Source organism: Bacillus sp. AK25 (assembly GCF_048270685.1).
Lineage (GTDB): Bacteria > Bacillota > Bacilli > Bacillales > Bacillaceae > Bacillus > Bacillus altitudinis.
In genome coordinates this window covers 461,761-484,622 of record NZ_JBLUWC010000001.1, presented here as the reverse complement: position 1 = coordinate 484,622, position 22,862 = coordinate 461,761, and the positions used below count along the sequence as shown (strand labels likewise).

The 22,862-nt window shown below is 41.7% G+C and carries 22 protein-coding genes and 2 pseudogenes; 7 read left to right on the top strand and 17 right to left on the bottom strand.

Annotated features, from left to right (window positions below; all coding sequences use genetic code 11):
• Window positions 1-68 precede the first annotated feature (68 nt).
• Window positions 69-743 carry a GntR family transcriptional regulator gene (locus ACNO7B_RS02360; RefSeq protein ID WP_417901114.1) on the top strand — a complete coding sequence of 225 codons (675 nt, stop codon included), beginning with the start codon at window positions 69-71 and terminating at the stop codon, window positions 741-743.
• A gap of 132 nt (window positions 744-875) precedes the next feature.
• Entirely contained in the window at window positions 876-1,172 is a 297-nt protein-coding gene (locus ACNO7B_RS02355; RefSeq protein ID WP_008347156.1) for a DUF3817 domain-containing protein, read from the top strand.
• Window positions 1,173-1,229: 57 nt separating this feature from the next.
• Here the strand turns inward: ACNO7B_RS02355 and ACNO7B_RS02350 are convergent, their stop codons facing one another.
• On the bottom strand, window positions 1,230-3,479 hold the full coding sequence (locus ACNO7B_RS02350; RefSeq protein ID WP_417901113.1) for a hypothetical protein: 2,250 nt from the start codon (window positions 3,477-3,479) through the stop codon (window positions 1,230-1,232).
• Between the two features lie 160 nt (window positions 3,480-3,639).
• Between ACNO7B_RS02350 and ACNO7B_RS02345 the strand changes: the two genes are divergently transcribed.
• Both ACNO7B_RS02345 and ACNO7B_RS02340 read left to right on the top strand, forming a co-directional pair.
• On the top strand, window positions 3,640-3,858 hold the full coding sequence (locus ACNO7B_RS02345; RefSeq protein ID WP_039963137.1) for a hypothetical protein: 219 nt from the start codon (window positions 3,640-3,642) through the stop codon (window positions 3,856-3,858).
• Window positions 3,859-3,871: 13 nt separating this feature from the next.
• Window positions 3,872-4,054: a hypothetical protein gene (locus ACNO7B_RS02340; RefSeq protein ID WP_410685543.1), complete on the top strand. Its 183-nt coding sequence runs from the start codon at window positions 3,872-3,874 to the stop codon at window positions 4,052-4,054.
• Between the two features lie 593 nt (window positions 4,055-4,647).
• Here the strand turns inward: ACNO7B_RS02340 and ACNO7B_RS02335 are convergent.
• Both ACNO7B_RS02335 and ACNO7B_RS02330 read right to left on the bottom strand, forming a co-directional pair.
• Window positions 4,648-5,070: a pyridoxamine 5'-phosphate oxidase family protein gene (locus tag ACNO7B_RS02335; protein WP_410685544.1), complete on the bottom strand. Its 423-nt coding sequence runs from the start codon at window positions 5,068-5,070 to the stop codon at window positions 4,648-4,650.
• A gap of 296 nt (window positions 5,071-5,366) precedes the next feature.
• On the bottom strand, window positions 5,367-6,236 hold the full coding sequence (locus tag ACNO7B_RS02330; protein WP_008347170.1) for an SDR family oxidoreductase: 870 nt from the start codon (window positions 6,234-6,236) through the stop codon (window positions 5,367-5,369).
• A gap of 155 nt (window positions 6,237-6,391) precedes the next feature.
• Here ACNO7B_RS02330 and ACNO7B_RS02325 point away from each other — a divergent pair, with 155 nt between their 5' ends.
• Window positions 6,392-7,003, top strand: coding sequence for a class I SAM-dependent methyltransferase (locus ACNO7B_RS02325; protein WP_041091156.1), 612 nt, complete (start codon window positions 6,392-6,394; stop codon window positions 7,001-7,003).
• A gap of 16 nt (window positions 7,004-7,019) precedes the next feature.
• Here the strand turns inward: ACNO7B_RS02325 and ACNO7B_RS02320 are convergent, their stop codons facing one another.
• From ACNO7B_RS02320 to ACNO7B_RS02310, 3 genes are all read right to left on the bottom strand, one after another.
• Window positions 7,020-9,107 carry a BglG family transcription antiterminator gene (locus tag ACNO7B_RS02320; protein ID WP_410685545.1) on the bottom strand — a complete coding sequence of 696 codons (2,088 nt, stop codon included), beginning with the start codon at window positions 9,105-9,107 and terminating at the stop codon, window positions 7,020-7,022.
• 121 nt (window positions 9,108-9,228) lie between these two features.
• Window positions 9,229-10,311: a C45 family autoproteolytic acyltransferase/hydolase gene (locus ACNO7B_RS02315; protein WP_417901112.1), complete on the bottom strand. Its 1,083-nt coding sequence runs from the start codon at window positions 10,309-10,311 to the stop codon at window positions 9,229-9,231.
• Window positions 10,312-10,398: 87 nt separating this feature from the next.
• Complete coding sequence (locus ACNO7B_RS02310; protein ID WP_417901111.1) at window positions 10,399-11,031, bottom strand: GDSL-type esterase/lipase family protein; 633 nt, start codon at window positions 11,029-11,031, stop codon at window positions 10,399-10,401.
• Between the two features lie 413 nt (window positions 11,032-11,444).
• Here ACNO7B_RS02310 and ACNO7B_RS02305 point away from each other — a divergent pair, with 413 nt between their 5' ends.
• A complete protein-coding gene (locus ACNO7B_RS02305) occupies window positions 11,445-12,080 on the top strand; it encodes an FMN-dependent NADH-azoreductase (protein WP_024720223.1) in 636 nt (211 codons plus the stop codon).
• A gap of 34 nt (window positions 12,081-12,114) precedes the next feature.
• On the opposite strand, the gene ACNO7B_RS02300 is transcribed toward ACNO7B_RS02305, so the two are convergent.
• The 8 genes from ACNO7B_RS02300 to ACNO7B_RS02265 form a co-directional block, all read right to left on the bottom strand.
• Window positions 12,115-12,888, bottom strand: a complete 774-nt coding sequence (locus ACNO7B_RS02300) for an IclR family transcriptional regulator (protein ID WP_007498093.1) — start codon at window positions 12,886-12,888, stop codon at window positions 12,115-12,117.
• Window positions 12,889-12,902: 14 nt separating this feature from the next.
• Window positions 12,903-13,907, bottom strand: coding sequence for a biotin-dependent carboxyltransferase family protein (locus ACNO7B_RS02295; protein WP_417901110.1), 1,005 nt, complete (start codon window positions 13,905-13,907; stop codon window positions 12,903-12,905).
• On the bottom strand, window positions 13,904-14,650 hold the full coding sequence (gene pxpB, locus ACNO7B_RS02290; RefSeq protein WP_065459866.1) for a 5-oxoprolinase subunit PxpB: 747 nt from the start codon (window positions 14,648-14,650) through the stop codon (window positions 13,904-13,906). Before pxpB ends, ACNO7B_RS02295 begins: the two co-directional genes overlap by 4 nt.
• Window positions 14,651-14,669: 19 nt before the next feature.
• Window positions 14,670-15,461 (bottom strand): putative hydro-lyase, encoded by a 792-nt coding sequence (locus tag ACNO7B_RS02285; protein WP_008347189.1) that lies wholly within the window; start codon window positions 15,459-15,461, stop codon window positions 14,670-14,672.
• 4 nt (window positions 15,462-15,465) lie between these two features.
• The gene (locus ACNO7B_RS02280) at window positions 15,466-16,683 is read right to left on the bottom strand and encodes an NRAMP family divalent metal transporter (RefSeq protein WP_007498097.1); all 1,218 of its coding nucleotides are present in this window, start codon (window positions 16,681-16,683) and stop codon (window positions 15,466-15,468) included.
• Between the two features lie 24 nt (window positions 16,684-16,707).
• A complete protein-coding gene (locus ACNO7B_RS02275; protein ID WP_417901109.1) occupies window positions 16,708-17,466 on the bottom strand; it encodes a LamB/YcsF family protein in 759 nt (252 codons plus the stop codon).
• A 636-nt stretch (window positions 17,467-18,102) separates the two neighbouring features.
• On the bottom strand, window positions 18,103-18,234 hold the full coding sequence (locus ACNO7B_RS02270) for a hypothetical protein (RefSeq protein ID WP_255816864.1): 132 nt from the start codon (window positions 18,232-18,234) through the stop codon (window positions 18,103-18,105).
• Window positions 18,224-19,357: a RapH N-terminal domain-containing protein gene (locus tag ACNO7B_RS02265; protein ID WP_041508275.1), complete on the bottom strand. Its 1,134-nt coding sequence runs from the start codon at window positions 19,355-19,357 to the stop codon at window positions 18,224-18,226. Before ACNO7B_RS02265 ends, ACNO7B_RS02270 begins: the two co-directional genes overlap by 11 nt.
• 451 nt (window positions 19,358-19,808) lie before the next feature.
• On the opposite strand from ACNO7B_RS02265, the gene ACNO7B_RS02260 reads away from it, so the two are divergent.
• Entirely contained in the window at window positions 19,809-20,534 is a 726-nt protein-coding gene (locus ACNO7B_RS02260; protein ID WP_417901108.1) for a hypothetical protein, read from the top strand.
• 202 nt (window positions 20,535-20,736) lie between these two features.
• Here the strand turns inward: ACNO7B_RS02260 and ACNO7B_RS02255 are convergent.
• The 3 genes and pseudogenes from ACNO7B_RS02255 to ACNO7B_RS02245 form a co-directional block, all read right to left on the bottom strand.
• Window positions 20,737-21,535 (bottom strand): annotated as a pseudogene (locus ACNO7B_RS02255) (N-acetylmuramoyl-L-alanine amidase).
• Between the two features lie 56 nt (window positions 21,536-21,591).
• A pseudogene (locus tag ACNO7B_RS02250) lies at window positions 21,592-21,845 on the bottom strand (phage holin).
• 271 nt (window positions 21,846-22,116) lie between these two features.
• The gene (locus tag ACNO7B_RS02245; RefSeq protein WP_417901107.1) at window positions 22,117-22,830 is read right to left on the bottom strand and encodes a hypothetical protein; all 714 of its coding nucleotides are present in this window, start codon (window positions 22,828-22,830) and stop codon (window positions 22,117-22,119) included.
• Window positions 22,831-22,862 lie beyond the last annotated feature (32 nt).

The following is a 22,862-nucleotide window of genomic DNA, read 5'->3' as shown; positions in this document are numbered from 1 at the left end:
GCTTGCCTAGAGGGAAGAACTTGGATAACATGAGACAAAAGATGATGTACAAAAGAGGGAATGATGGGATGAATTCATTCGAGATGGAAAGACCAGCACCGTATCACATGCAATTTTATGAACAGCTGAAGCAAATGATTTTTGATGGCCAGTTTCAGCCAGGAGAGCGCATCAATGAAACGCAGCTTGCCAAACAATTTGGCGTAAGCCGCTCACCAGTGAGAGAAGCCATGCGGCTTTTAGAAAAGGACGAACTTTTAATTGCTGATCCTAAATCAGGCTACTCTGTCTATACGTTAACAGAGCGGGATGTCGAGGAACTCTATCAAGTCCGAATGGCTTTAGAAACGCTTGCCGTTAAGCTTGCCTGCAAAGAAGCCACAGATAGAGAGATAGATGACATTGAACAGGTGCTCACGAAGGCAGACGAAGCAATCAAACAGCAGCTGCCATCTCAGGATATCGTTCAGTTACACGAAGCGTTTCATCAAACAATCATTCAAGCCAGTCACAATCACCGTTTATCTAAACAATTAAATCACGTGAATGCGCTCATTCATTATTGCCGCATCTTTCATTTTAGCAGCGGGCCTCGAGCTGAGACGATTCAAAAAGAGCATACGGCCATTTTCACTCTAATAAAAGAACGCCGGGCTGCGGCAGCCGTTCAGGCGATGACAGACCACCTCATACATGATGTGGCGCATTTAAAGCAAGTACTCTCTGAAACAACCGAAAAGTAACGCGTGTCATTTCCCATTTTTTAAGCATTCGTTGAACATATTTTGAATTTTTCGTAGATTATCGCATGTTCAGGCGATCTTTCGTTTATATTAGAAGATGAGAAACTAGCTTTTATACAGGAGGATTTGTATATGCATACAAGTATTAGCCGTCTGAGACAGGCGGGTTTTATTGAGGGTATGTCTCTTTTAACCCTTCTTTTAATTGCCATGCCTCTAAAATATTTTGCGGATATTCCGATGGCGGTCACCATTGTGGGCTCTCTTCATGGCGCATTGTTTGTGATCTATATGCTCATTTTGGCATATGTGACATTTAAAGTTCGCTGGCATTTGAAATGGTCCATCGCCGGATTCTTTGCGGCATTCATTCCTTTCGGCAACTTCGCCTATGACAAGGTGCTTCGCCAGTATGATACAAAAGCTTAATCAAAAGGGCTAAAACGACATTCGTTTTAGCCCTTTTTCTACACGCTGACGTATTTTTTAAATCGATGCATATTTCACAATGGCTGCTTGACGTGTCATTTCGTGATATGCCACCCATAATTCATCACCTGGCAGTACGCTAGTGATCGGATCGATTGGCTGTTTCACTTCATACATCACGCCTTCTCTCTCAATCTGAATGATCGCTAACGGCTGGTTGCCGATGACACCGGAAAATGTGACATGGGTCACTTTTGCACTTCCTTGTTTCTCTTGCATAAGACTGATTTCTTTATCCAGCTCTTCTTGTTTTGTCTGCATCGTGATTTGAGTTCCTGGCGCGACCTCCATATGGTCAGGTATGAATTGACTGACCGTTTTTGTGATGGATTGATCTCCGCTAGAAACCGTCACATCCAGCATAATAGGCTTCTGATCATGAATTGTGACTGGATATTGCTTCACCCGTTGGATCGTTCCTGTCAATGTCACGTCTTTCCCCGATCGATTCCGCACTTCATGGCTATAGGCTGCCATTTTCAACTGACCGCTGATGTCAACGAGATCGGCTTTTTCTCCTATTTTAAATTCAAAACCAGCTGCTTGAACCATCGGAATGGTATACCTTTTCTGATCTGCTTCAAATGTAAGTGATAAGACGGTGCCTCGTCCTACGGTTCCATATGATTCTATGTTTCTTAAAATAGCGCCTTTGATGAACTTTGGCTCGCTTGGCTGCGAGAAGTCGCCCTCTTTTAAGAGCATCGCTTTTTTCTTTTTCGGATTGTAGAGAATGGCGATACGCTGACCCGGTTGCGGTATCTGAGTATAGGATACAACCGTTTTAACCGCCTTCTCGATATTTTCCCCATCATATTGAAATTGAAGCTGCATGTTGACGAGCGGCTGTTCATTGATGTAAGTACCCGTTTCTTTGACAGATACAATATTGGCTTCTAATGTGACACTGTCCTTTATCTTGTTCTTTCTCATCAGTCTCAAAATCGGTGGCAGAAAGATCGCTAGCACAAATAACAGCAGTGGGATAAAGAGCCATATCGCCCAGTTGAGAATGAGTGGTCCGCCCTTCATGACATATTGTATAAAGGTGTCAACAGACGTTTGGTGGGCTGGACTGGCATTTTCGATTGAGATGACCTTTTGCAAAGGGAATTCCTTTAGCTGTTTGCTTTTCGTCTCAAAGGCCCCCGTTAATTGGTTGCCAAGTGAATAATAGAGCCAATCGCTCTTCACATTTTTATGAAAAGAGAGATCTTCTTTTTGTAAAGATTCATATGACAACGACTGAGACAGCTTGCTGGCAGACGTCGCCTTATTCGTGCGATGATTATAAATATAACCAGTTAGCTTGCCTTTTGCTTCGTCCTTTGCTGTAGAGCCTAAAAGAAGAACTTCTTCTTCATTCAGCTGGTAGATAAAAGTTTGGTACATCGGTTTTGGTGTTGGGACGACTTCCCCAAGCCTTCCCTCTGCATCCACTTTCCTTGGTCTTTTTGGATAGTTGGATTCGACAGCGACAGCAACGTTTTGTGATGATCCGATCGTTTTTTTCAGTTGCTGCACGACTTTATCTTCAATGAGGCTAAACGGTTCGGCACTTTTGGAGACATAGACCCCAAGCTGATGCTTCTCGTTTGAGATTCCGCTGACATACGCCTTCTGGTCATTTTTCAAAGTCAATTCAAACATAGGGAATGGGGTCTGCCCTCTAAAAGAATTCATGACGACATCGATGGAAACAGGTCTTGCTGGCAGCTTCAGCTCGTTGAGATTGTGGACATGAAACTGACCATTCTTTAGCTCACCGAGGACCGCAGCAGCGCCTTCCATTTCTCCTGTAAACACGAGACGTCCATTCCATTGATATGTATTCGTTTTTAAAAATGAGGGAATCTGTAAGTTTTGCTTGACGAGTTCTTTCTTTGCTCCGCTTGGAGACAGTTTTTCGATCAACAGCTGCTCGTCTTTATTTTTTAAAGCAAGTAAGAGATGGTTCCCTTGAATGGATGGCAGCATTTCATTAAACGTATCGCTTTCCGTGGTCCATTCACTGATTCTTTTTCCTGATTGGGGATCATACATTGCAAAATGGAGCTGCTGGTTTTTTGATACAGCACTCACTACTCGTTTTCCTTCATCGAATGTAAATATTTGTTTGACGTCATCTTGCGTCGCTTTCCCTGCTGACAAATCATCTTGGTAATGGTTCCACACCAAGACACTAAGAATGATTGCTGGAATAAAGAAGACAATATACCTGAGGAAAATCACTGGTATTCTTTTCACTTGATCGCTTCCTTTCATGGAGTTCCTTTTTCTTATACGTCAGTGCAGCGAGAATGTTTCATGCTAGAAGAATACCATTCCAACTTTCTAAATCCATATTTTACATATTTGATTGTTTACGATAAAATCCAATTAGATTCAAAAAAAGGATGTTATCTCAATGGATAAGCTATCATCGATCATTCTAGCGGCTTGGCTGCGTGTTCCCCGTTGGTTCAAGCAAGGGGTGCTCGTATCTATGACCATTTTCTTTTTTTATATGTGCTTTGTAAAGGGGCTGACTGGCTGGTACACCTTGCCGCCTGTCACTTTGCTCGCATGCGCCATTTGTTCCTTTTTCATCTGGATGGTGTGGCTAAACAGTCAAAAAAACAAGTAAAAAGGAGAATTTCATGAAAGAATCCATCTTTTATTTTGCTATCTCTTTTGTTCTTCAATGGGTTTGGTTTGGGGTTGTGCATCCAGATAGAGACGTGACACTGCTGGACATGTTGATCTTCTCTATTTTGTTTACGGTGATGTTCTTTTTTATTGGCCGGATTTGGAGGTATCAGAAGAAAGGGCGAAGTGAGTGATGATGAAGCATTTCCTCTTTCTGTCGATGAGTGTTCGTTGTTCTATTGTTAGCGGCGAATCTTTTTGAAGGGGATGTCATGCGGATGGTATCCGCTTTTATCTTCCTTTTTCCTATTTTATTGTTTAAAACGTAAAAAGGCTGCCAAATAGATGGCAGCCCGTTTCTTACTCTTTTCATGCAAATAAATAATCAATGTTTAATCTCCGTCACGGAGTGTATGAATTAAGATTCGATCATATCAGTGTGTCATATGTGTTCCGAGTGAACCTACGTTTGAAAGTAAACGCCATGGAAGTTCTGGATAACAAGACAACGAAAGCCCTACCTCTCATTCGTCCTTACGGCTCCGAAGCCGTGCCAGTGTGAATTGTAAATCAAAACGTCTTTTTTCCATTCTTCCGCTTTTATAGGGGGCGGTTGCAGAAGGAAAAGAATAAGTTTGTTCGCTTTGACAGCGTCTCGTTCTTATCAAGTAGAAGCTCTATTGCTTCTCATTATGTCATAGAAAAAAGAAAGTTTACTTTCTTTATTTATTTGCTATTTCAACACTTAATATAAAACTATAACACGTTCCCCCAACTTACGCAAGTGTTAAAGTGATAATTCTGCTGGTGTCCGGTTTCCTTCGTTCATATAACGAATGGAGGTTGGGTCAATCTTAAGGATCACTAGGTTTGGATCATCTTTTCCTTTAAACCATTTCTCCATCTCATCAGACCAAAGGCGGTCGATCAATTCTGGATCATCCGTTAATGTGGCTTTACCTGCGATTTCTGCATATGTGTCCCCAAATCCTTCACCTGAATAACCAATGAGAATATGAACATTCGGATTTTTTTCAATCTCATCCGCTTTATGTGTTTCTTTGCTTGTTGGTGTATATAATGTCAGCCCATCATGAAAAAAAGTCATATAGCGGGTATGCGGCTTATCTTGTTCAACAGTCGCCAATGTTCCCACTTTTTGTTCGTCTAATAAGTTCATTACCTTTTGTTTTAACTCTTCTTGTGACATGTATCTTCACTCCTTCAAAATGTCATCCGTACTCTTAGGTTTCCACGACAATCCATTCATTAAACAAAGAAATGTGTTTTTCATAAAAAGACATCTTCTAGCTGATGCTATAAAAAACGGATACATTGAAAGGGGAAGTAGTTGAATATGCATCATGAAACGATGTTCCATTTGAGTTCACTTGTTATTGCAGCGGTTGTTGTGGGCATTATCATATGGTCTGTCTCATCTGTACAGAAGAATCGGAAGAAATACTAAACACACCGCCCAATTAAATCTGGGCGGCGTGCTATTGATCATGTATTCATAAACGAACCGCCGTTGACATGAAGTGTCTGTCCCGTCATATAAGACGATTCGTCTGAAGCAAGAAGTACATAGCAGCCTACATGCTCCACAGGCTGTCCTGGTCTTCCCATTGGTGTCTCGGCCCCGAAGTTTTCGACACTGTCTTCATCAAATGTAGATGGAATGAGCGGCGTCCAAATTGGACCGGGTGCTACACCGTTGACCCGAATTCCATCTTTCACAAGCGACTGTGCCATAGAACGAGTAAAGCCGTTGATGGCCCCTTTTGTCGCCGTATAATCAATGAGCACTTTGTTGCCTCGATACGGGTTAATAGATGTTGTATTAATAATGGAACTTCCCGGTTTTAAGTAATCGAGTGCCTTCTTCGTAAAATAAAAATAAGAATAGAAATTGGTTCTAAAGGTTTGGTGAAGCTGTTCACTAGAAATATCTTGAATACGTTCTTTCGGATGCTGTTCGGCCGCATTATTGACTAAGATGTCCAGCTTCCCAAAGGCTTCAACTGTCTTTTCTACCGCTTTCTCGCAAAAGGCTTCGTCCCCGACATCCCCTGCAATCGTTAAACATTTAACGCCTTCCTGTTCTACACGTTTTTGCGTATCTTCTGCATCCTCATGTTCATTTAAGTATACGATCGCGACATGAGCTCCTTCTTTGGCATACGCAACAGAAACGGCACGTCCAATTCCGCTGTCTCCACCTGTAATCAGCGCTACTTTTCCTTTTAGCTTACCAGACCCTTTATACGATTCATCCTCATAGATCGGCGCAGGATTCATTTCTCTTTCACTGCCCGGCTGCTGATCCTGCGTTTGGCGCGGAATGCCATTTGTTAAGTATTCACGTAAATCCATGTGTAAGCTCCTCCTTGATTTGTTGATGTATCCTTTCATTACCACTTCATTTTTTCACTCAAACATCCCTATGCGTCATCGATGCGTTTTGAAAACTGACAGGTTTCAGGATGGGAAAAATCGGTTACATAAACATAAAAAAGGAGCGTTCTCACATGCTGTCAACCATTTCTAAAACCTTTAGCAGACCAAAAGGCTGGCTCGGAAGCATCGCAGGTTTTATTATGGCAAATGAAAATAAGGCACTGAATCAATGGGCGATCCAGCATTTAGATTTATCAGATGGTGAAAACATATTGGAAATAGGCTATGGCCCCGGCTATAGCATCAAACATATGCTCAAGCATTATGACGATCTTCACATTGATGGACTAGATGCTTCTTCAACTATGAAGGAACAGGCGCATTCGCGTATAAAGAAACGATCCAAAGAGAAGCAGGTCCGGCTGTATGTCGGAAAAATTGAAAAAACACGCCTGCCGGCGGATCAGTATGACAAAGTACTTTCTGTTAACAATTATACGATTTGGGATGACCCAAAGGCTGGCGCACTCAACCTTTATCACACCTTGAAACCTGGCGGAACACTCGTCATTGTGATGCAGCCAAGAGAAAAAGGAGCGGACGCCAATCGGACAAAAGAAATGGGCGAAAGCATCCTCAATGACTTAGAATTTGCTGGTTTTGATCAGTTTTCTGTTGAATATGAAGAGATTCGTCCCACACTTGCTGTCTGTGTCACAGCAAAAAAGCCGAGAAGCGAATAAGCTCTCGGCTTTTTTCTTACCATTTTGCCTCTTTGACAAATTGATAAAAAAGTTGATGTAATTTCTGTTCAATCTCTTCCTTTGTTCCTTGTCCATAAAGCGCCATGCTTTCTTCGCTTTCAATGATGGATGAACTGATCAGGCTAAACATTTCAGACCCTTCTTTGCCAAGCTCTAGCGGCGCCAGCATGAGGAGCATTCTGGACATGAGCTGTTGCCCGCCATCCATGCTTTTGATCTCATATGCCTCATCAAGATCATAGATATGAAAGACCGGTTTCTTAATGAGATTATGCTTTAAGTGAAAAAGAGCAAACTCAGTTCCCGGAATGCCTAAACCACCTTGCTGCTCACGCTCAAGTAAACCGACTGTCACTTCGTCTGCACGTTCTAAATAGCCTTGACTTTCAACCTGACGCATCAGCTCTCTCATTGTTGACTCATGCTGCTCCGTCGTCTTCTTTTTTTCGATTGTAAAATGGGACAAGATGTTGCGAATCACTGACATATAATTCGTGATTTGCTCTGCCATCCCTATCATATCAACCGTTTCCTCCACCGATTCTTTTGCAGATTCCTGCGCTCTTTTTTTCTCAATCAGATAAGGAATTTTTCGTTTAATATGAGACTTGACCCGCACTGCGTCATCCTCGTTTAAGAGCGGGCTGACCATAATGTAATCAATATGCTCATAGGGGATCGGCACGGTTGATACGATCATGTCATAGCTCGCAGCGTCGATTTCCTTTAGCTCCATTAAGGAAGATAGATCGAATTTGGCGATCTCAGGCAATTCTTTTTTTAATCGTGATGCGAGCATTTTTGACGAACCGATACCGCTTGAGCAAACGACCAATGCATGAATCTTGGTTTCTTCTTTTTTAATTTCAAGCACCGAACCAAAATGAAGCACGATAAAGGCAATTTCATCCTCTGGAAATTCGATCTCAGGAAAGAAGCGCTCCACACCTTCTTCAATCGCCATGAACAGCAAGAAGTAGTCTTTTTTTATTTGTTGTGTGAGCGGATTATAAATCCGCATCTTTTCTTTCAAACGGTTCATAGCTGGTTCAAGATGAGACACGAGTCCCTCATACAATGAATCGTTTTCATTTAAATGATAGCCTGTTTTATGAGAAATAAAGTCAATGAGTTTCTTCGTTCTCAGCGCGATATCTAACTCAATCTCATCAATGCGGTATTCTGCCGTAAAGCTTCGATTTGCACTGCGCAAATGGATGGTCATGTATCCAACTTCAGCTTCAGGAATCTCTACATTAAACATGCGTTCTAATGCTCGTGCGATTCTGAGTGAAGATTCAAATTCCTTCGTCCGCTTTAATTCAAGCAATTCTTCCTCTTCCATCCGAATGGTTTCACCGATTTGAATGCGTTCAATGGCATAGGTTAAGTGAACGACAAGTGCAATATAGGCACTATCTGACAACGAGAGAGAGAGTCTGTTTTTCAAATGAAAGAGCAGCCTTTCTACCTTGAGCAACTGTCCTCGACTGACTACCCCAAACACCTTTTCAGTCGCTTTCGTTCGATGTTTAATATTCATCTCAATCGTTTCGAGAAATAATTGAATGTCGAGACGGTCAACGATCAGGTTCCCGACAATTTTTCGTTTGGCTTCCTCAGGCCCTTTTAATTCAATGCCGTACCCACGCTTGCGGATAAGCAGTAAACCGTAAGGAGCGATCCAGTCCGTCAGTTCATCTAAGTCGTAGCTGATGGTCGCATTTGTAACCTGCAAGTCGGCTGCAAGTGTATATAATTTCACCGGTTCTTTTGCTTCAAGCAGGGCACACAGGATTAAGAGCTTCCGTTCATCAGAACTATATTCAATTTGATCTTCATTTGAAATATGAGACAGAAGCCGCTGTTTGTCTTCCTGTTCACCGACCGCCTTCAAGCCCTTCCCAGGCTGTTTATCAAGTGATAGGTTGTAATTCTTCAAAATAGGTTTAATGGATTTAAGTTCTCTATGAATGGTTCTTGTACTTACCTGAACAGAATCGGCGATCTCACGAATGGTGACATAACGATTTTGCTGAATCATATATTTGATCACTTTCTGTTCTCGTGCCGTTATGTACATGAAATGCCTCCTTCTGCTTAAATAGGTCTATTGTCACACTTTAATATAAAACGCTTTCACTGATCGATGCAACCTGAAGTTGATCTAAATTTGGCACACTGGCTGTGACAAAATGAAAGACTCACACGTTTCTCCAAAAGGAAGGTCCATAATCCTTTTGATGAAATTGAATCGTTTGTTCATGAAATGGCAGTGTGCCCCCGACCTTTAATGAATAGGTAGGATTATAGACGGGAGAGCCAAAGCAATACTCCATCGTCCCTTCCTCCGGCCGAAACATGACGGTTCGCATCGTCCCAAACAGCTCTTCATAATTGTGCACAGTCAGACCAGCAGGGTATTCTGCCTGAAATAGTTCCGTAAGAGACTCGCTTGACGGCTGTTCTTCTAAAGCTTGAATTAACATGTCGTACCTGACAACAGAATGATGTTTCGTCAACCCTTTTGCCGTGTGATCAGCGAGCGGATGGTTCGTAGCCGCAATAAATCCACGCTCCGGCCTTCTCACCTTTTTTTGCCCATCAATCATTTCAATCACAGCCGCCTCTCCCTTCCGGTCAGCAAGCATTAGGTGAACATTAGATGCGACGGGCATTTCCTGTACCAAACGGACGGCATCCTCCACCGTTTTACAGGACTCTAGCACAGCACGAATGACATGATATACTTGCAAGCCAGCAACAGCCGGCGGCTTTAAGCCTGGTTCGTTGCCAACAGGCGGACCGCATGCAGAAAATGTTACCGATAGACCATGCTCATTCATCCCATCCGATCGACCAAATAAGATTAATGATGAGCCTGTATGGACTGCTGAGCCCTTCACATGCGTAGATACAAGACGCATATCATCAAACAGCGGAGAAAAATCATAGTTGCGCAGCATCACCGTCTGTTGATTGGCAGCCTCATTCCCCTGCATCACACAATGGGAACAGCCTGGCTGAAGATGCGAAGAATAGAAAAAGGTCAAATCGCTTTCATCTATTTGCATTTCATCACAAAATCCCGTGAGTTCTTCCTCTAACTGAGGAAGAAACGGTCGAATCAGCTGCTTCGTTTCCTTCACAGCCTCTTTTGATAACGGTTCTGATTGAATGTATTGTTTTTTAAGCAAAGGGCGTTCCTTCAGCCAAATAGCCTGCTGCTTTCCTACCTCATAAGCTGTTCCTTTCAATTCATGAAAATACGCACTCATCTCCTGCATGCATCCACCTCTTTTGTCTTTGTTTCTTTTATCATATCGAAACAGCCCTTCATTTAAAAGAATGAAAAAAACTGTAATCCCGCGGGATCACAGTTGCTTAGCGGATTGTTGAAACAGCGCTTCTGCCATTGCTTCATATCCTTTGTGGTTCGGATGAAATTGATCAATCGATAAGTATGCGCTTTGATGACCTTCAAATACACCGTAAATATCCACCACTTCTACATGTGGATTCGCAGCAAGCTGGCGAAGGTGATGGTTGTATTGCTTCAGCCATCTCTCGGCGATCGGAATCTCAGGAAAAGGATTATATAAATTCAATAAATATACGCAGGATGGTTGATGCTGACCTCTTTTTATCAGAGCGATTTCTTGAACCATTTTGCTAAAATTCGCCTGACAATGCATAGACGCTTGCAGCAGTGTCTTTTCATCTTCACCTTTTTCATACTGCAGAACAGCTTGAACAAGGTCATTCCCGCAGCCTGTGATGGTGATGATGTCAGCATGAGCAATTGCCCGTCTTACATCAGACCGCTGAAAAAGCTGCAAGATCTCTTCCGTTGTTAACCCTGATTTCGCAAATACGGACAGTTTCACCGGTATATGCAGCTTCTTTTCAAGCTTCGCCGCATATCGCTCCGTAAAACCGCCGCCAAATAAACGTGCCCCCACCCCAACCGTTAAGGAATCTCCAATCGCAACATAGGATCGTCCCACTCTTATCCCTCACTCTCTCCTGCCTTCTCTTATATATACGAAAAAAAAGAAGAAATGCTTGTAGCAGATGGCCTAAAGTCATCCACCTTTTTTTCAAAAACGCAGGATGGGCGCATTTACAAACACTTTACTTGCGATATCGATCCATTTTTTGTTCAATGGGAGTAGGTTTTTTTGCTTAAATCGCGGACTTGAAGCGTTTCAGAAAAATTTACAAACTTTTTATCTTGATTTCAAGACTTTATACCTTGACTTCAAACTATATAGTGATTACAATGAAAATATCAGTTTTTATGTAACTGTGCTTGTTACATCTTTTTCATAGCATTCCAATATGATTAAAGATGCCACATATTCAGTGTATCTTTGGGATACGCTAAAAAAATCATTGAAACAGGAAGGATTGAATAAACATGGCAAAAGTTTTATACATCACTGCACATCCGCATGATGAAACAGTTTCTTACAGTATGGCTACTGCTAAAGCATTTATCGAATCTTATAAGGAAGCAAATCCAAGTGACGAGGTTGTACATATCGATTTGTACAAAGAAAACATTCCTCACATTGATGCAGATGTATTCGCTGGATGGGGCAAGCTTCAATCTGGTGCTGGCTTCGATACACTTTCAGCTGAAGAGCAAGCGAAAGTTGCTCGCCTAAACGAATTAAGCGATCAATTCGTTTCTGCTGACAAATACGTATTTGTTTCACCACTTTGGAACTTCTCATTCCCACCAGTTCTTAAAGCATACATCGACTCTGTTGCTGTAGCTGGTAAAACATTCAAATACACTGAGCAAGGTCCTGTTGGATTACTAACAGACAAAAAAGCGCTACACATCCAAGCACGTGGCGGATATTACACTGAAGGTCCTGCTGCTGAACTAGAAGCAGGTCACCGTTACCTTGGAACAATTGCAAACTTCTTCGGTATTCCTTCTTTCGAAGGTCTTATTGTTGAAGGTCACAATGCTGAGCCTGCAAAAGCAGAACAAATTAAAGCAGATGCGATCGAACGTGCAAAAGCTTTAGGTAAAACTTTCTAATCATGAACACGCAAAAAGCCAATGATCTTAACGGTCATTGGCTTTTTATTTGTTCAGATGCAAAACCTAATTCTTTTGAAATGCCGCTGGCCGCTTTTTTGACCTGCTCAATTAAATAAGGAAGCCGTTCCTTTTGATAGCCTGCCTCAAACCCCGCAATACTAATGCCTGCTGCCACTTCTCCGTGATGATTGAAAATGGGCGCTCCAATAGCCGCAGTATAGTTTTCAAGCTCTGAATAGCTTAACGTATATCCGCGCCTGTTTGATTCTTCGATCATGTTTCGCAGGACATCTTTATCGGTAATGGTTCCGATCCCGATTTTCCCGAGCTCTACCGAATCAATATAGGCAAGTCTCTCTTCCTCTGGCAAAAAGGAAAGAATACTTCTCGCACAAGCTCCCGCATATAATGGGGATCTTCTTCCGACAGCGGTATAGAGCCGGACAGGCTGCGTTCCTTCCATTTTCTCCACATAAATGGCTTCATCTCCTTCACGAATAATGAGCTGAACAGCCTCACCTACCTCATCACGCAAGTTTTCCATAAAGGGCCTTGCAATTCTACGGATATCGAGGCGATCGGCGACAAGCTGACCGTATTCAAGGAACATCAATCCTAATCGGTAAACACCTGAAGGATGCTTTTCTAATAATCCCATATCGGCTAACGAGTTGGCCATTCGGTGTACAGATGTTTTGGGCATGCTCGAGAGCTCAATCATGTCATTTAACGTTAATTGTTCGTGTGTGATAAAAAGCCGTAATATCTCCATTGATTTCACAACGGTTTTATTTGTGTTCTGCATGTTTCTCACCTTTTCTAAAACGAAAATGCTTCGAGTTTTAATCTTGCCGTCAGGTCCTTCATTTCTGCTTCTTGTGTGAATAAGGCTTGCTCTGCTTCTTGTTGGTCAATTTGTTGAAACGTGAGATTCGCACCAGGCATCGCCTGCGCAATGAGTGGCAAATCGACTGTTGCCACCTCACCAATTCGGGGATATCCACCTGTCGTCTGGCGATCAGCGAGCAAAATAATCGGCTGGCCGTCAGGAGGAATTTGAATAGAGCCAAAAGCAACCGCTTCTGAAATCAATTCGAGTTTTTGCTTTAAACGAATCGGTTCCCCTTTCAATCTGCATCCCATACGATCAGATTGGGGAGTGACCTGATAAGACCGTTCGAAAAAAGCTTGTTGCGATTCTTCCTGAAAATGAGATAGATGTCTGCCTGCCAGCACTCGAATGACTGGTGATTTCCCGAGAGGCAAAAAATGCGCATGATTGACTGTCCAGTCTGGCGCACGTTCCCCTTTGCTTTTTAACATGTGAACGAGGCGCTCCGCCAGTGGTGACGGTTCTCCAATTGGCAGGACGTCTCCTTTTTCTAGCGGACGCCCTTCTATCCCGCCTATCTTCGCTCTGACGTACGTACTTTTACTTTTCATCACCGGCTCAACATCAAATCCACCGGCTACAGCGAGGTAGGAGCGGCATCCCCTCTTACAAGGGCCAAAGGTGATCGTGCTTCCTGCTCGAATGAAGAGTGGTTTCCATAGAGGCGCTTTTTCCCCGTCAATCTCAATCTCCACATCAGCACCGGTCACGGCGATCAGCTGATCCTTCTGACATGTCAACACTGGGCCGGGTCCCATTAAAGTGATTTCCAGCACCGCTTCGTTTTCTTGATTCCCGGTGAGGATGTTGGCGATTCGGAGCGAGAGCGGGTCCATGCCGCCGCTCGTTAACACACCGTACTTCTGATAGCCTATTCTCCCTTTATCTTGAATGGTGGTGAACATTCCTGGCTTGATGACATGCATACTCAACGATCTTCCTCCTTCATGCTGAAAAATTCCTTTTCAGACAGTTGAACAAATCGAACCTCGTCCCCTGCCTTTAGAAGACTAGGTCTCTCAGCATTCGGCCGAAATAAGGACAAAGGGGTTTGTCCAATGAGCTGCCAGCCTCCCGGTGTAGATATCGGATAAACCCCTGTCTGCTTCCCCGCAATACCCACAGACCCTTTCGGAATCGACATTCTTGGTGTTTCTCTACGCGGAGCTGCAATTTTTTCAGAAAGTCCGCCTAAAAACGGGAACCCAGGAGCAAACCCAATCATATAGACAAGATACGTCCCGGATGTGTGAATACGTACAACTTCTTCAGGCGTCAAACCATTGATACGGGCGACTTCTTCTAAGTCAGGACCGAGCTCTCCTCCATAACATACAGGAATGTCGACGATCCGGCGCTTTGCCTGATTCCCCTCCTGCCAGTTGTCTTCAAGGAGGTTTTCAATATAGTCTTTGACCCATTCATACGGAGAGATCGCACGTTGCTTAAGCTGAGCAGATTGATACACCTTATAGGGCTCATAAAAGACGGTCACGTTTGTAAAGGCTTGAACAGCTTCCACATATCCGTCAAATGGATGCTGTTCAATACATAAAAACAGCTGCTTCACACGCTCATGAATGTCTTCACTTATGTCAGTCCCGGCTTGAATGACAATGGCTGCGTCTCCTAGCGGGTGGAACTTGATCGTATCTTTTATCGTTGAAAATGCCACTCTTATGACACCTCTCTTTCTACAGGACACCGAGCTTTTGATCTCTTACATCTGTGATAAACATATGACCGGGTGCATGGGTGATCGCAATGTCTGGCTTAGTGTGCATGACAATGGCTTGCGGCGTCACACCACATGCCCAAAACACCGGGACTTCCCCTTCTTTGATCACAGATGGTTCTCCAAAGTCTGGTTGATCTACATGTTCAATGCCAATCACAGCTGGATCGCCTATATGGATAGGACCGCCATGTACCGATGGGAATCTAGATGTCACCTGAACACTTCTTGTGACTTGATGCGCTGGGATCGGCCTCATACTGACAACCATCGGACCATGGAATACACCTGCCCTTTCACATGGAATGTTCGTTTGATACATTGGTACATTATGACCGTCTTCAATATGGCGGACAGGAATGTCATTCAGCATCAGTGCATGCTCAAACGTAAAGCTGCATCCGATGAGAAAGCCCACCATATCATCCTCCCAATAGGAAGAAATATCTGTTACCTCTTCTTGAAGAACCCCTTTTTTGTAAACACGATATTTAGGGAAATCCGTTCGAATATCCGCATCAGGTGCTGAACGCCTTGGCACTGGATCACCTGGGTCGAGCACATCAAGCAAAGGGCACGAAGCCGGATTCCGCTGACAAAATAAAAGAAAATCGAAGGCTAGCTCTTTTTTGACGATCATTAAGTTGGCTTGCGCAAATCCCTCAGCAAAGCCAGCCGTTGGGCCTGTGATCTTCTGCTTACGAATCAATTCCCTGATTTGTGACGGCTCATAGGTTTGATATGCTTTCATGTGATCAGCTCCATAGTTTTGGAATTTCATTCATGATGGTATATCCGCCCATGATTGCCATGATGACAACAACAAACGCACCTGTTGCTGTCAAAAAGAATGGATGGCGATAATCACCGACAATTTCTTTTTTATAGGCAGCAATCAGCAATGTCCCGAGTGCAAGCGGCAAGATCAATGCATTGATGGCCCCAACCAAAATCAATATGTTCACAGGTCTTCCAATCGTGATAAAACAAATGGTCGAGAGCGCAATGAATCCAACGATAATGCCTCGTTGATTTTTCTCGATTTTTGGTGAGAAGGTTTTAAAGAAAGAAACGGAGGTGTATGCTGCTCCAATGACTGAGGTAATGGCGGCAGCCCACATAATAATCCCGAACATTTTATATCCAACATTTCCAGATGCTAATTGAAAAACAGACGCAGGCGGGTTCGACGGATCAATCTGTAATCCTTTTGAGACAACTCCTAGAACGGCTAAAAATAAAGCCACACGCATTACGGATGTGATCAAAATACCGAAAATGGAACTTTTCGTCACTTGGGGCAATGCTTCCTTCCCCTTAATGCCAGCATCCAGCAGACGATGACCACCAGCAAAAACGATATAGCCACCAACTGTCCCGCCGACAAGTGTCACAATCGATAACATGTCAATTTTCTCTGGCACGAAAGTTCTCATGACAGCTTCTCCAACTGGCGGTGCTGTGGAAATAGCCACATACAGCATCAGACCAATCATGACAAAACCAGCGATTTGTGTGAATCGGTCCATCGCTTTTCCTGCCTCTTTGATGACAAAAATGAGAATGGCAATGACTGCACTGACCCCAGCCCCTATGCGGGGATCGACGCCGAATATGACCTGAAAACCGAGACCCGCACCGGCGATATTTCCAATATTAAAGGCAAGCCCCCCAATGACAATCAAACAGGCTAACACATATCCAAGACCCGGCAGAACCATATTGGCAATGTCCTGTCCTCTTTTTTCCGAGACGGCAATGATACGCCATACATTTGTTTGCGCAAAAATGTCTAGCAAAATGGAAATCAAAATGACAAACCCAAAGCTAGCTGCGAGCTGCTGTGTGAACACTGTTGTTTGTGTTAAAAATCCCGGTCCAATGGCGGACGTTGCCATTAAAAAGGCTGCGCCCATCAGCATAGAACGGTTCCCTTTTGGAGCTTTCATCTGTTTGGCTTTCTCTCTTTTCATGCTGTTTCCCCCTTTGATGACGATTTATCGAAAGGCCTTGAGTTGAATAGTGGCTTCCTTTAGCTTCGCTGTAATGGTTTTTGCAAATTGAAGCGCGTGACTGCCATCCCCGTGGATGCACACCGTATCTGCTTTGAGCTGAACATCTTCCCCTTGCACTGTCCGCACTTTCCCCTCTCTTACCATACGGATGACCTGCTGAACTGCCCTTTCATCCTCTTCAATAAGTGCATGAGGTTCACGGCGGGATGTCAGTGTCCCGTCTGGTTGATACGTGCGATCAGAAAAAACTTCATGTGCCACTTGAAGACCGATTCTTTCCCCTGCTGACGCAAGTTCACTGCCTGACAGCGCAAATAACACAAGGTTAGGATCAATATCATACACAGCCTTCGCAATCGATTCAGATAATTCAGTATTTTTAGCCGCCATGTTGTAAAGGGCGCCATGTGGTTTGACGTGCTGCATCGTACCGCCTTCTACTTTCAGAAAGGCTGATAGTGCACCAATTTGATAGATCACAAGATCATAGGCTTCCTCTGCTGAGATAGCGATTGGACGTCTGCCAAAACCGACTAAATCTTGCAGACCTGGATGTGCACCAATTTGAACCCCTTTATCCAGTGCCATTTTAACCGTCTTTCTCATCACAGTTGGATCTCCCGCATGAAAACCGCATGCAATATTGGCTGAGGTAACATATTCAAGAATTTGTTCATCTGAACCGATGGTGTATTGACCAAAACTTTCTCCCAAATCACAGTTAATATCCACTTGATACATAGGACCCCTCCTTGTCGTTCCGAATTACGGAATAGAAAGTCCGAATATTCGAATTTATATTGATTATACCAACTTTGGATAGACTGCACATGAAATTGTCAGAAAATATAACAATAGAACTAGGAGAATGTGTCTCTTGCAAACTTTCGGTCTCATTCTCAAAAAGGTTATTCTATCAACCTTTTTAAACATTACACAAGAGCAAACGTTTGAAAACAAATGCAGACAAAAGCATTCATTTGGGGTAGTATCGGAGGAGTTTTTTAATAATGGACAGACGTAAAAGGAACGTAAACAAAATAAGATCATTCCTTTATAAAACATCAAAATACCTGAGTGACGTCAACGCCGTTCAAAAGGGTACTATCGGAAAACGTATCATGCGACGTGCTGCGGGTAAAACAACCGGCAAGCTAATGAAAAAGATATTCAAATAAGATAGTCCAGGGTGGTGATTTTATGAATGATCTTGAGAGGAAGCTATACAGGATCATATATAATATGATCAGGAAAAGACGAACAGTCCATTAGAAAAACCGTTAGAAACCTTATGTCTAGAAATGAACTGGCGTGGGATAAGGAGAAGCAGGAATGGAGATTCAAATAAAAAAGAAGCCCCGAAAAGGGCTTTTTTAATTAAGCAAAATAACCGATACTTGTTGTATGTCCCCGTTGGGCTTCATTATGGATATCGTTAGATGAAACATAACTAAAAGCACCTAACACACTGACAATAATTAATACGGCTGCTACTGATTTAAATTTCATAAAGACAATCCCCTCTCTTAATTTGGAGTTGGAAATAAAGAATCTTCTCATAAAATTCGTTTGCACGCTCTTTATCTCCTGCCTTATTATAATGCTTCGCCGCATCTTTCGATAAATCTTCAAGATTCGCATAAAGAAATTTTGACTCCAAATAAGCCATTGCTTCTTTTAAACGACTAACATTGTTTTCTAAATACAATGATCTCAATAGAGTGAATGTATTTAGAAATATGTCATCTTTCAATTTTCCAGCCAATTCTATTCCCTCGTTTAAGGCGTATAACCCTAAATCATTTTGATCTGTTTTAAAATATGACTTTGTCAACATAACCATCGGATCAAGAATTTTATTTAAATGTTCGTATCCTTGTTCTTTAAATGAATGGATTGATTCGTTAAAGTATTTGATAGCCATTAGTAGTTCATCATTGTGGAAATAACTTAATCCTATATTATAAAGCGCCGATCCTTTTAATCTTTTTGTTGAGTTGTCAGAAGCTTTTTTTAGTGCGTATTCAAAATGAGGCATTGCTTTTTCAGGGCAACCCATATCAATATAATTTAATCCAATAACAAAAGAACACTGTATCTGCCTAACAGTATAAGTGTTTTTTTCTTTGTAACAATCTATTGCTTGGGCTATATGGTGCATAGACATGTGGTTTTGTTTCATGTGGTAATAGATTTCCGCTATCTTGAAATTAAACTCGGCACGTTCAATATCATCACTTACAAGAGATAGCTTTTTTTCTGCTCGTTTGTAGAAGGTAATAGCGTTGAGGTATTCATAGTTTTCAAATTCGTACATGCCGTAGAAAAAGTTAAAATAATAATCTAGCAAGCCTGTTAATTTCTCTTGATCCTTTTTTATTTTCATTGCTAACTCTCTAAAGTTGGCGCGCTCTTTCCCATTTTCCAATGGGTTCAAATAATCCAACATTAATTTATGTCGGAACTCCATGAGTGAGAAATACAATAATAAATCTTGATTTTCTTCCATATCATCGAGCAAAGATTTTATTTCTTCTTTATATGCTTCGGCGTCCGGTACGTTAAATCTTTGAATATGATAATACCATTCATTGATTTTCATACCGACATGAGAAGATAGAACTATCTCCATAAGACCCTACCCCTTCCTTGCTATTCCCTATAATGACATATATTATCATTTTCCGAATAATTCCACACCGAAAAGAAACCGCAAAAAAGAGCTCCTATAAAGGAGACATGTGAGTAATAGTGGTTTTATAAAGAAGTAGATCATTAAAATATACGAATTTTTTCAACCTGGTTCTGCGGGAAAATATAGATTGAGTGATGATTTCTGTATAAATAAAAATCTATCTTATCTTTCACAAATCGAAAAACCACTAAGAGGGTCTTTATGATCAATTGTATCTAAAATACACGGTTGTATTTACCTATTTAATGTTAAATATGTTTATTTATGTATATATCGTATGTTAGTGTTTGTCATAGGGAGGGTTGCTTATAGTCTATTGCATTTTGATTAGAGAATTGGTTTTGATGTAGATATAATTGGTGAAAAATTTGTTAAGGGAGAGGGAAAAATGAAGAAATTAGTCTTTTTATTTGTGATTACTTTTGCGACAATTGGATTATCTTTACCACAACAAGTATCTGCCCAAGAAACTCAAAGCAATAGTCCTAAAGATCAGAGTGGTTTTACTAAGGATCAACTAGAGAAAGTGAAGCAAAACATGGAGAATGAAGGAGTAGTATCTTTTGAAACTCAAGATAAACTATTGAAGAAGCTTGCTAATGGAGAAGCTTTGGATTCTTTTATTTTGCCGGAAGAAAAAGCTGTTGACACTATTAAAAAAGAAACAGATAATGGTTATGAAATAACTTACATTTTTGCTGATGGTTCCTATACTCAATCGGCTGTTGATGAACCCGGTTTCTCTGTTCTAAAAGTAGGCATTACAGATGGAAAGTGCCAAGGCGGTTCAGGTTACACTAACTGCTCTGGCAGGAAAGTTTATTACAACAATAGTGGTACGTTTTCATTAAGTTTTAAAGCCAGCTACACTCATGTCCAGGGTGGGTTTGATTCAATCTCTAGTGCTGGAAAGTGGAACATTTGGACAGTAACAGGTAGTTACAGCAATCCGAAGATGAGAATCATCAGGAAGAAAGAAACTGATTTCAAAAAAGCAGAAGCTAGGCTTTCAGCTACATTGGTTATCGGTGGAGGAATAGGCAGTATAACACGAAGTGTTTCCCTCATCGTAGGTAAAGATAAAGCTAAAGCACAGGGCAACACTTACTACTAAGATTACTTGGGGGTTATCGAATGGCAGTAGGAGATATTGTATACCAAGCATTTGCTTATGGTATACCAGCTTTAATTTTAATAGGAATTGCAATGTTTGCAATAAAAAAATATAAAAAAAAAGGTCAAGCTGACCGATGAAAAAGAAAAAAGACTGTCGATTCTCCCGACAGCATGAACCCCTCTAAAAGAGGGGTTTTTCTTTATTTCAATGCTTTTTCTAAAGCTGCTTTAGTCTTCGGACCATGATGCCGTCGACGGCAAGACCGTGCATCAATTGGAATCGCTTGACCGCATCCGCTGTTTTCGGTCCATAATAACCGTCAATCCCGTTGTTTTTTGCCTTTTTATCCGGGTAGTAGTAAACCGCCGCTATGGCTTCTTGTACGGCTTTCACTGCTGATCTCTCTGTAAGGGCCTTGTAACTTTTAAAATGCCAGTAGGCGGGTTGTATGACTTTTTAGCAGGCTTGGAAGCTGCTGTTTTGAATGGTGCTGCTGTTGTTGGTTTAACAGTCGGCTTTTTATTTGTGTGAGCAACGGCGATCCCGGCTTGGAAGCTGTCCCAACGATTAAGCAGCTTGCGGGGACATTGTTTACCGCTCCATCTCTTATGTGGCACAACGTTGGCCAATGGAATACCTTGATCATGCATCAGCTGACGAATTAGCCATTGAGCGTTCTCAACTGCCTTCTCAAAGTTACCATCAGCATTTTCACAAATTTCAATACCAATTGACTTCATGTTACCTGTTCCCCGGCCATCTCCTACATGCCATCCGTTTTCATTTAACGGCAGATGTTGATAAATGACTTTATCATCAACTGTAAAGTGCCAGCTCACCGCTGTGCTAGATCGCTTTACAAACGCTGCATGATTTGCTGCATCTGCTCCTTCTTTAGTATTAGCAGTATTGTGGACCGTAATATATAAAGGCTTCATGTAATTGCCAGGACGGTTCTTGTAGTTTGTTGAAATAAAATCTTTAATGATTTTTACCACGTTCATCGTCTCCTTTGATCAATTTAATATAAAAAGAGCCACCACGTGGCAGCTCTTTACTTCGTTAGTCCTTTTTGTTTCAGGACTTCTTTCTGTAATTTTCCTTTATCGGTCACATAGTTATTTTTGAACCATGCGACAAGAGTTGTTACTAACGTAAAGACCATTGAGAAGGCAAGGTATAAAGTTTCTGTTAATGTGTTTACCTGGTCCTCACTGATCGGCAAACAGGTTTGCCAAACATGATTAGCGCCTGGTTAGGCAGCTCGATAATATGAGGGTAAATTCTAATCCATTCGTTTTTTGCCATTGTTGACAGCCAATAAGGCGGGTTCTCTTTCAATGGCGAAATGCCTTTCAATTTTTCTTCATGCTGCTGCCGCTGCTCTCGTTCTTCGTTTGATATTTGCCCTTTTAATCTGTCCGTCATTTTTTTTCGTCTCGCCAATAAAAACCACCACCTTTCAGCACCTATTAATTTTAGGCAATCAAACAAATGAGTAATTCCGCTCTATCTCAAGACCTGTAAAGGATCAAGCCATTTTTATGAATGAGTGAAAAACCGTAAAAAACGGGAAAAATCAAAACTCCATTTCAACACTTTTTTTAAAGTTGAGGGGACGCCGATTTCCAGGAAGCAAAAAGCCCACACCGTTCAATGTCGGGGGGGACTTTATCTCTTCATAAATATAGTCAAGAAATTTTTTTGCATTTTTTATAAATTCCTCATTAAACTTTTCGTGTAACTGTATTTCTTTTGTAGACTCCTTTTCGGAAATTAAATCTTTTCCTAATGATTTAATTGCTTGCCTAACCTTATCTTGTAAACCTTGACTCATCATATCTATATGACCCTGTGCATTAGCAAAACAATTTCTTATTTTCTTTACATAACAAATGAAATTCCACTCCTTTGTTTGGTCAGGAAAATCCATCTTAAGTTCTTTTTTCATAAACTCTTTTGATCGTGCTATGCCAGTGGCTTTGGTTTTAAATATCAAAAACCCTTCGGCATTATGAAATCGACATAACTTATTTAATTCATGTTCTAAGTAAGAGTAGATACTAATCAGCAATGAAGCTCTCATGATTGCTGGAAATTCATCTCTATAAGCTGCTATTTCATCATAAATTCGATCGACATGAAATTCCTTTTCTTCTTCTGTCTCAAATGTTTCAATATATTTATCTATTTTCGTAAGTTCATTATCTAGAGTACTTTCTACATGATCCGCATAATCTTCAAGTGTATCTAAGCCATGATGTTTAAAAAATTTATACCATTCATTTCTCACCATAATCACCCTCTCAAATGAAATTTTATTAA

Coding starts and splice junctions, on each gene's coding strand:
- ACNO7B_RS02360 (WP_417901114.1), top strand. CDS start 69: ATGAATTCATTCGAGATGGAAAGACCAGCACCGTATCACATGCAATTT.
- ACNO7B_RS02355 (WP_008347156.1), top strand. CDS start 876: ATGCATACAAGTATTAGCCGTCTGAGACAGGCGGGTTTTATTGAGGGT.
- ACNO7B_RS02345 (WP_039963137.1), top strand. CDS start 3,640: ATGGATAAGCTATCATCGATCATTCTAGCGGCTTGGCTGCGTGTTCCC.
- ACNO7B_RS02340 (WP_410685543.1), top strand. CDS start 3,872: ATGAAAGAATCCATCTTTTATTTTGCTATCTCTTTTGTTCTTCAATGG.
- ACNO7B_RS02335 (WP_410685544.1), bottom strand. CDS start 5,070: ATGTCACAAGAAGAGTTAAAACAAAAGGTAATGAACTTATTAGACGAA.
- ACNO7B_RS02330 (WP_008347170.1), bottom strand. CDS start 6,236: ATGGATTTACGTGAATACTTAACAAATGGCATTCCGCGCCAAACGCAG.
- ACNO7B_RS02325 (WP_041091156.1), top strand. CDS start 6,392: ATGCTGTCAACCATTTCTAAAACCTTTAGCAGACCAAAAGGCTGGCTC.
- ACNO7B_RS02320 (WP_410685545.1), bottom strand. CDS start 9,107: ATGTACATAACGGCACGAGAACAGAAAGTGATCAAATATATGATTCAG.
- ACNO7B_RS02315 (WP_417901112.1), bottom strand. CDS start 10,311: ATGCAGGAGATGAGTGCGTATTTTCATGAATTGAAAGGAACAGCTTAT.
- ACNO7B_RS02305 (WP_024720223.1), top strand. CDS start 11,445: ATGGCAAAAGTTTTATACATCACTGCACATCCGCATGATGAAACAGTT.
- ACNO7B_RS02300 (WP_007498093.1), bottom strand. CDS start 12,888: ATGCAGAACACAAATAAAACCGTTGTGAAATCAATGGAGATATTACGG.
- ACNO7B_RS02285 (WP_008347189.1), bottom strand. CDS start 15,461: ATGAAAGCATATCAAACCTATGAGCCGTCACAAATCAGGGAATTGATT.
- ACNO7B_RS02280 (WP_007498097.1), bottom strand. CDS start 16,683: ATGAAAAGAGAGAAAGCCAAACAGATGAAAGCTCCAAAAGGGAACCGT.
- ACNO7B_RS02275 (WP_417901109.1), bottom strand. CDS start 17,466: ATGTATCAAGTGGATATTAACTGTGATTTGGGAGAAAGTTTTGGTCAA.
- ACNO7B_RS02270 (WP_255816864.1), bottom strand. CDS start 18,234: ATGAAATTTAAATCAGTAGCAGCCGTATTAATTATTGTCAGTGTGTTA.
- ACNO7B_RS02265 (WP_041508275.1), bottom strand. CDS start 19,357: ATGGAGATAGTTCTATCTTCTCATGTCGGTATGAAAATCAATGAATGG.
- ACNO7B_RS02260 (WP_417901108.1), top strand. CDS start 19,809: ATGAAGAAATTAGTCTTTTTATTTGTGATTACTTTTGCGACAATTGGA.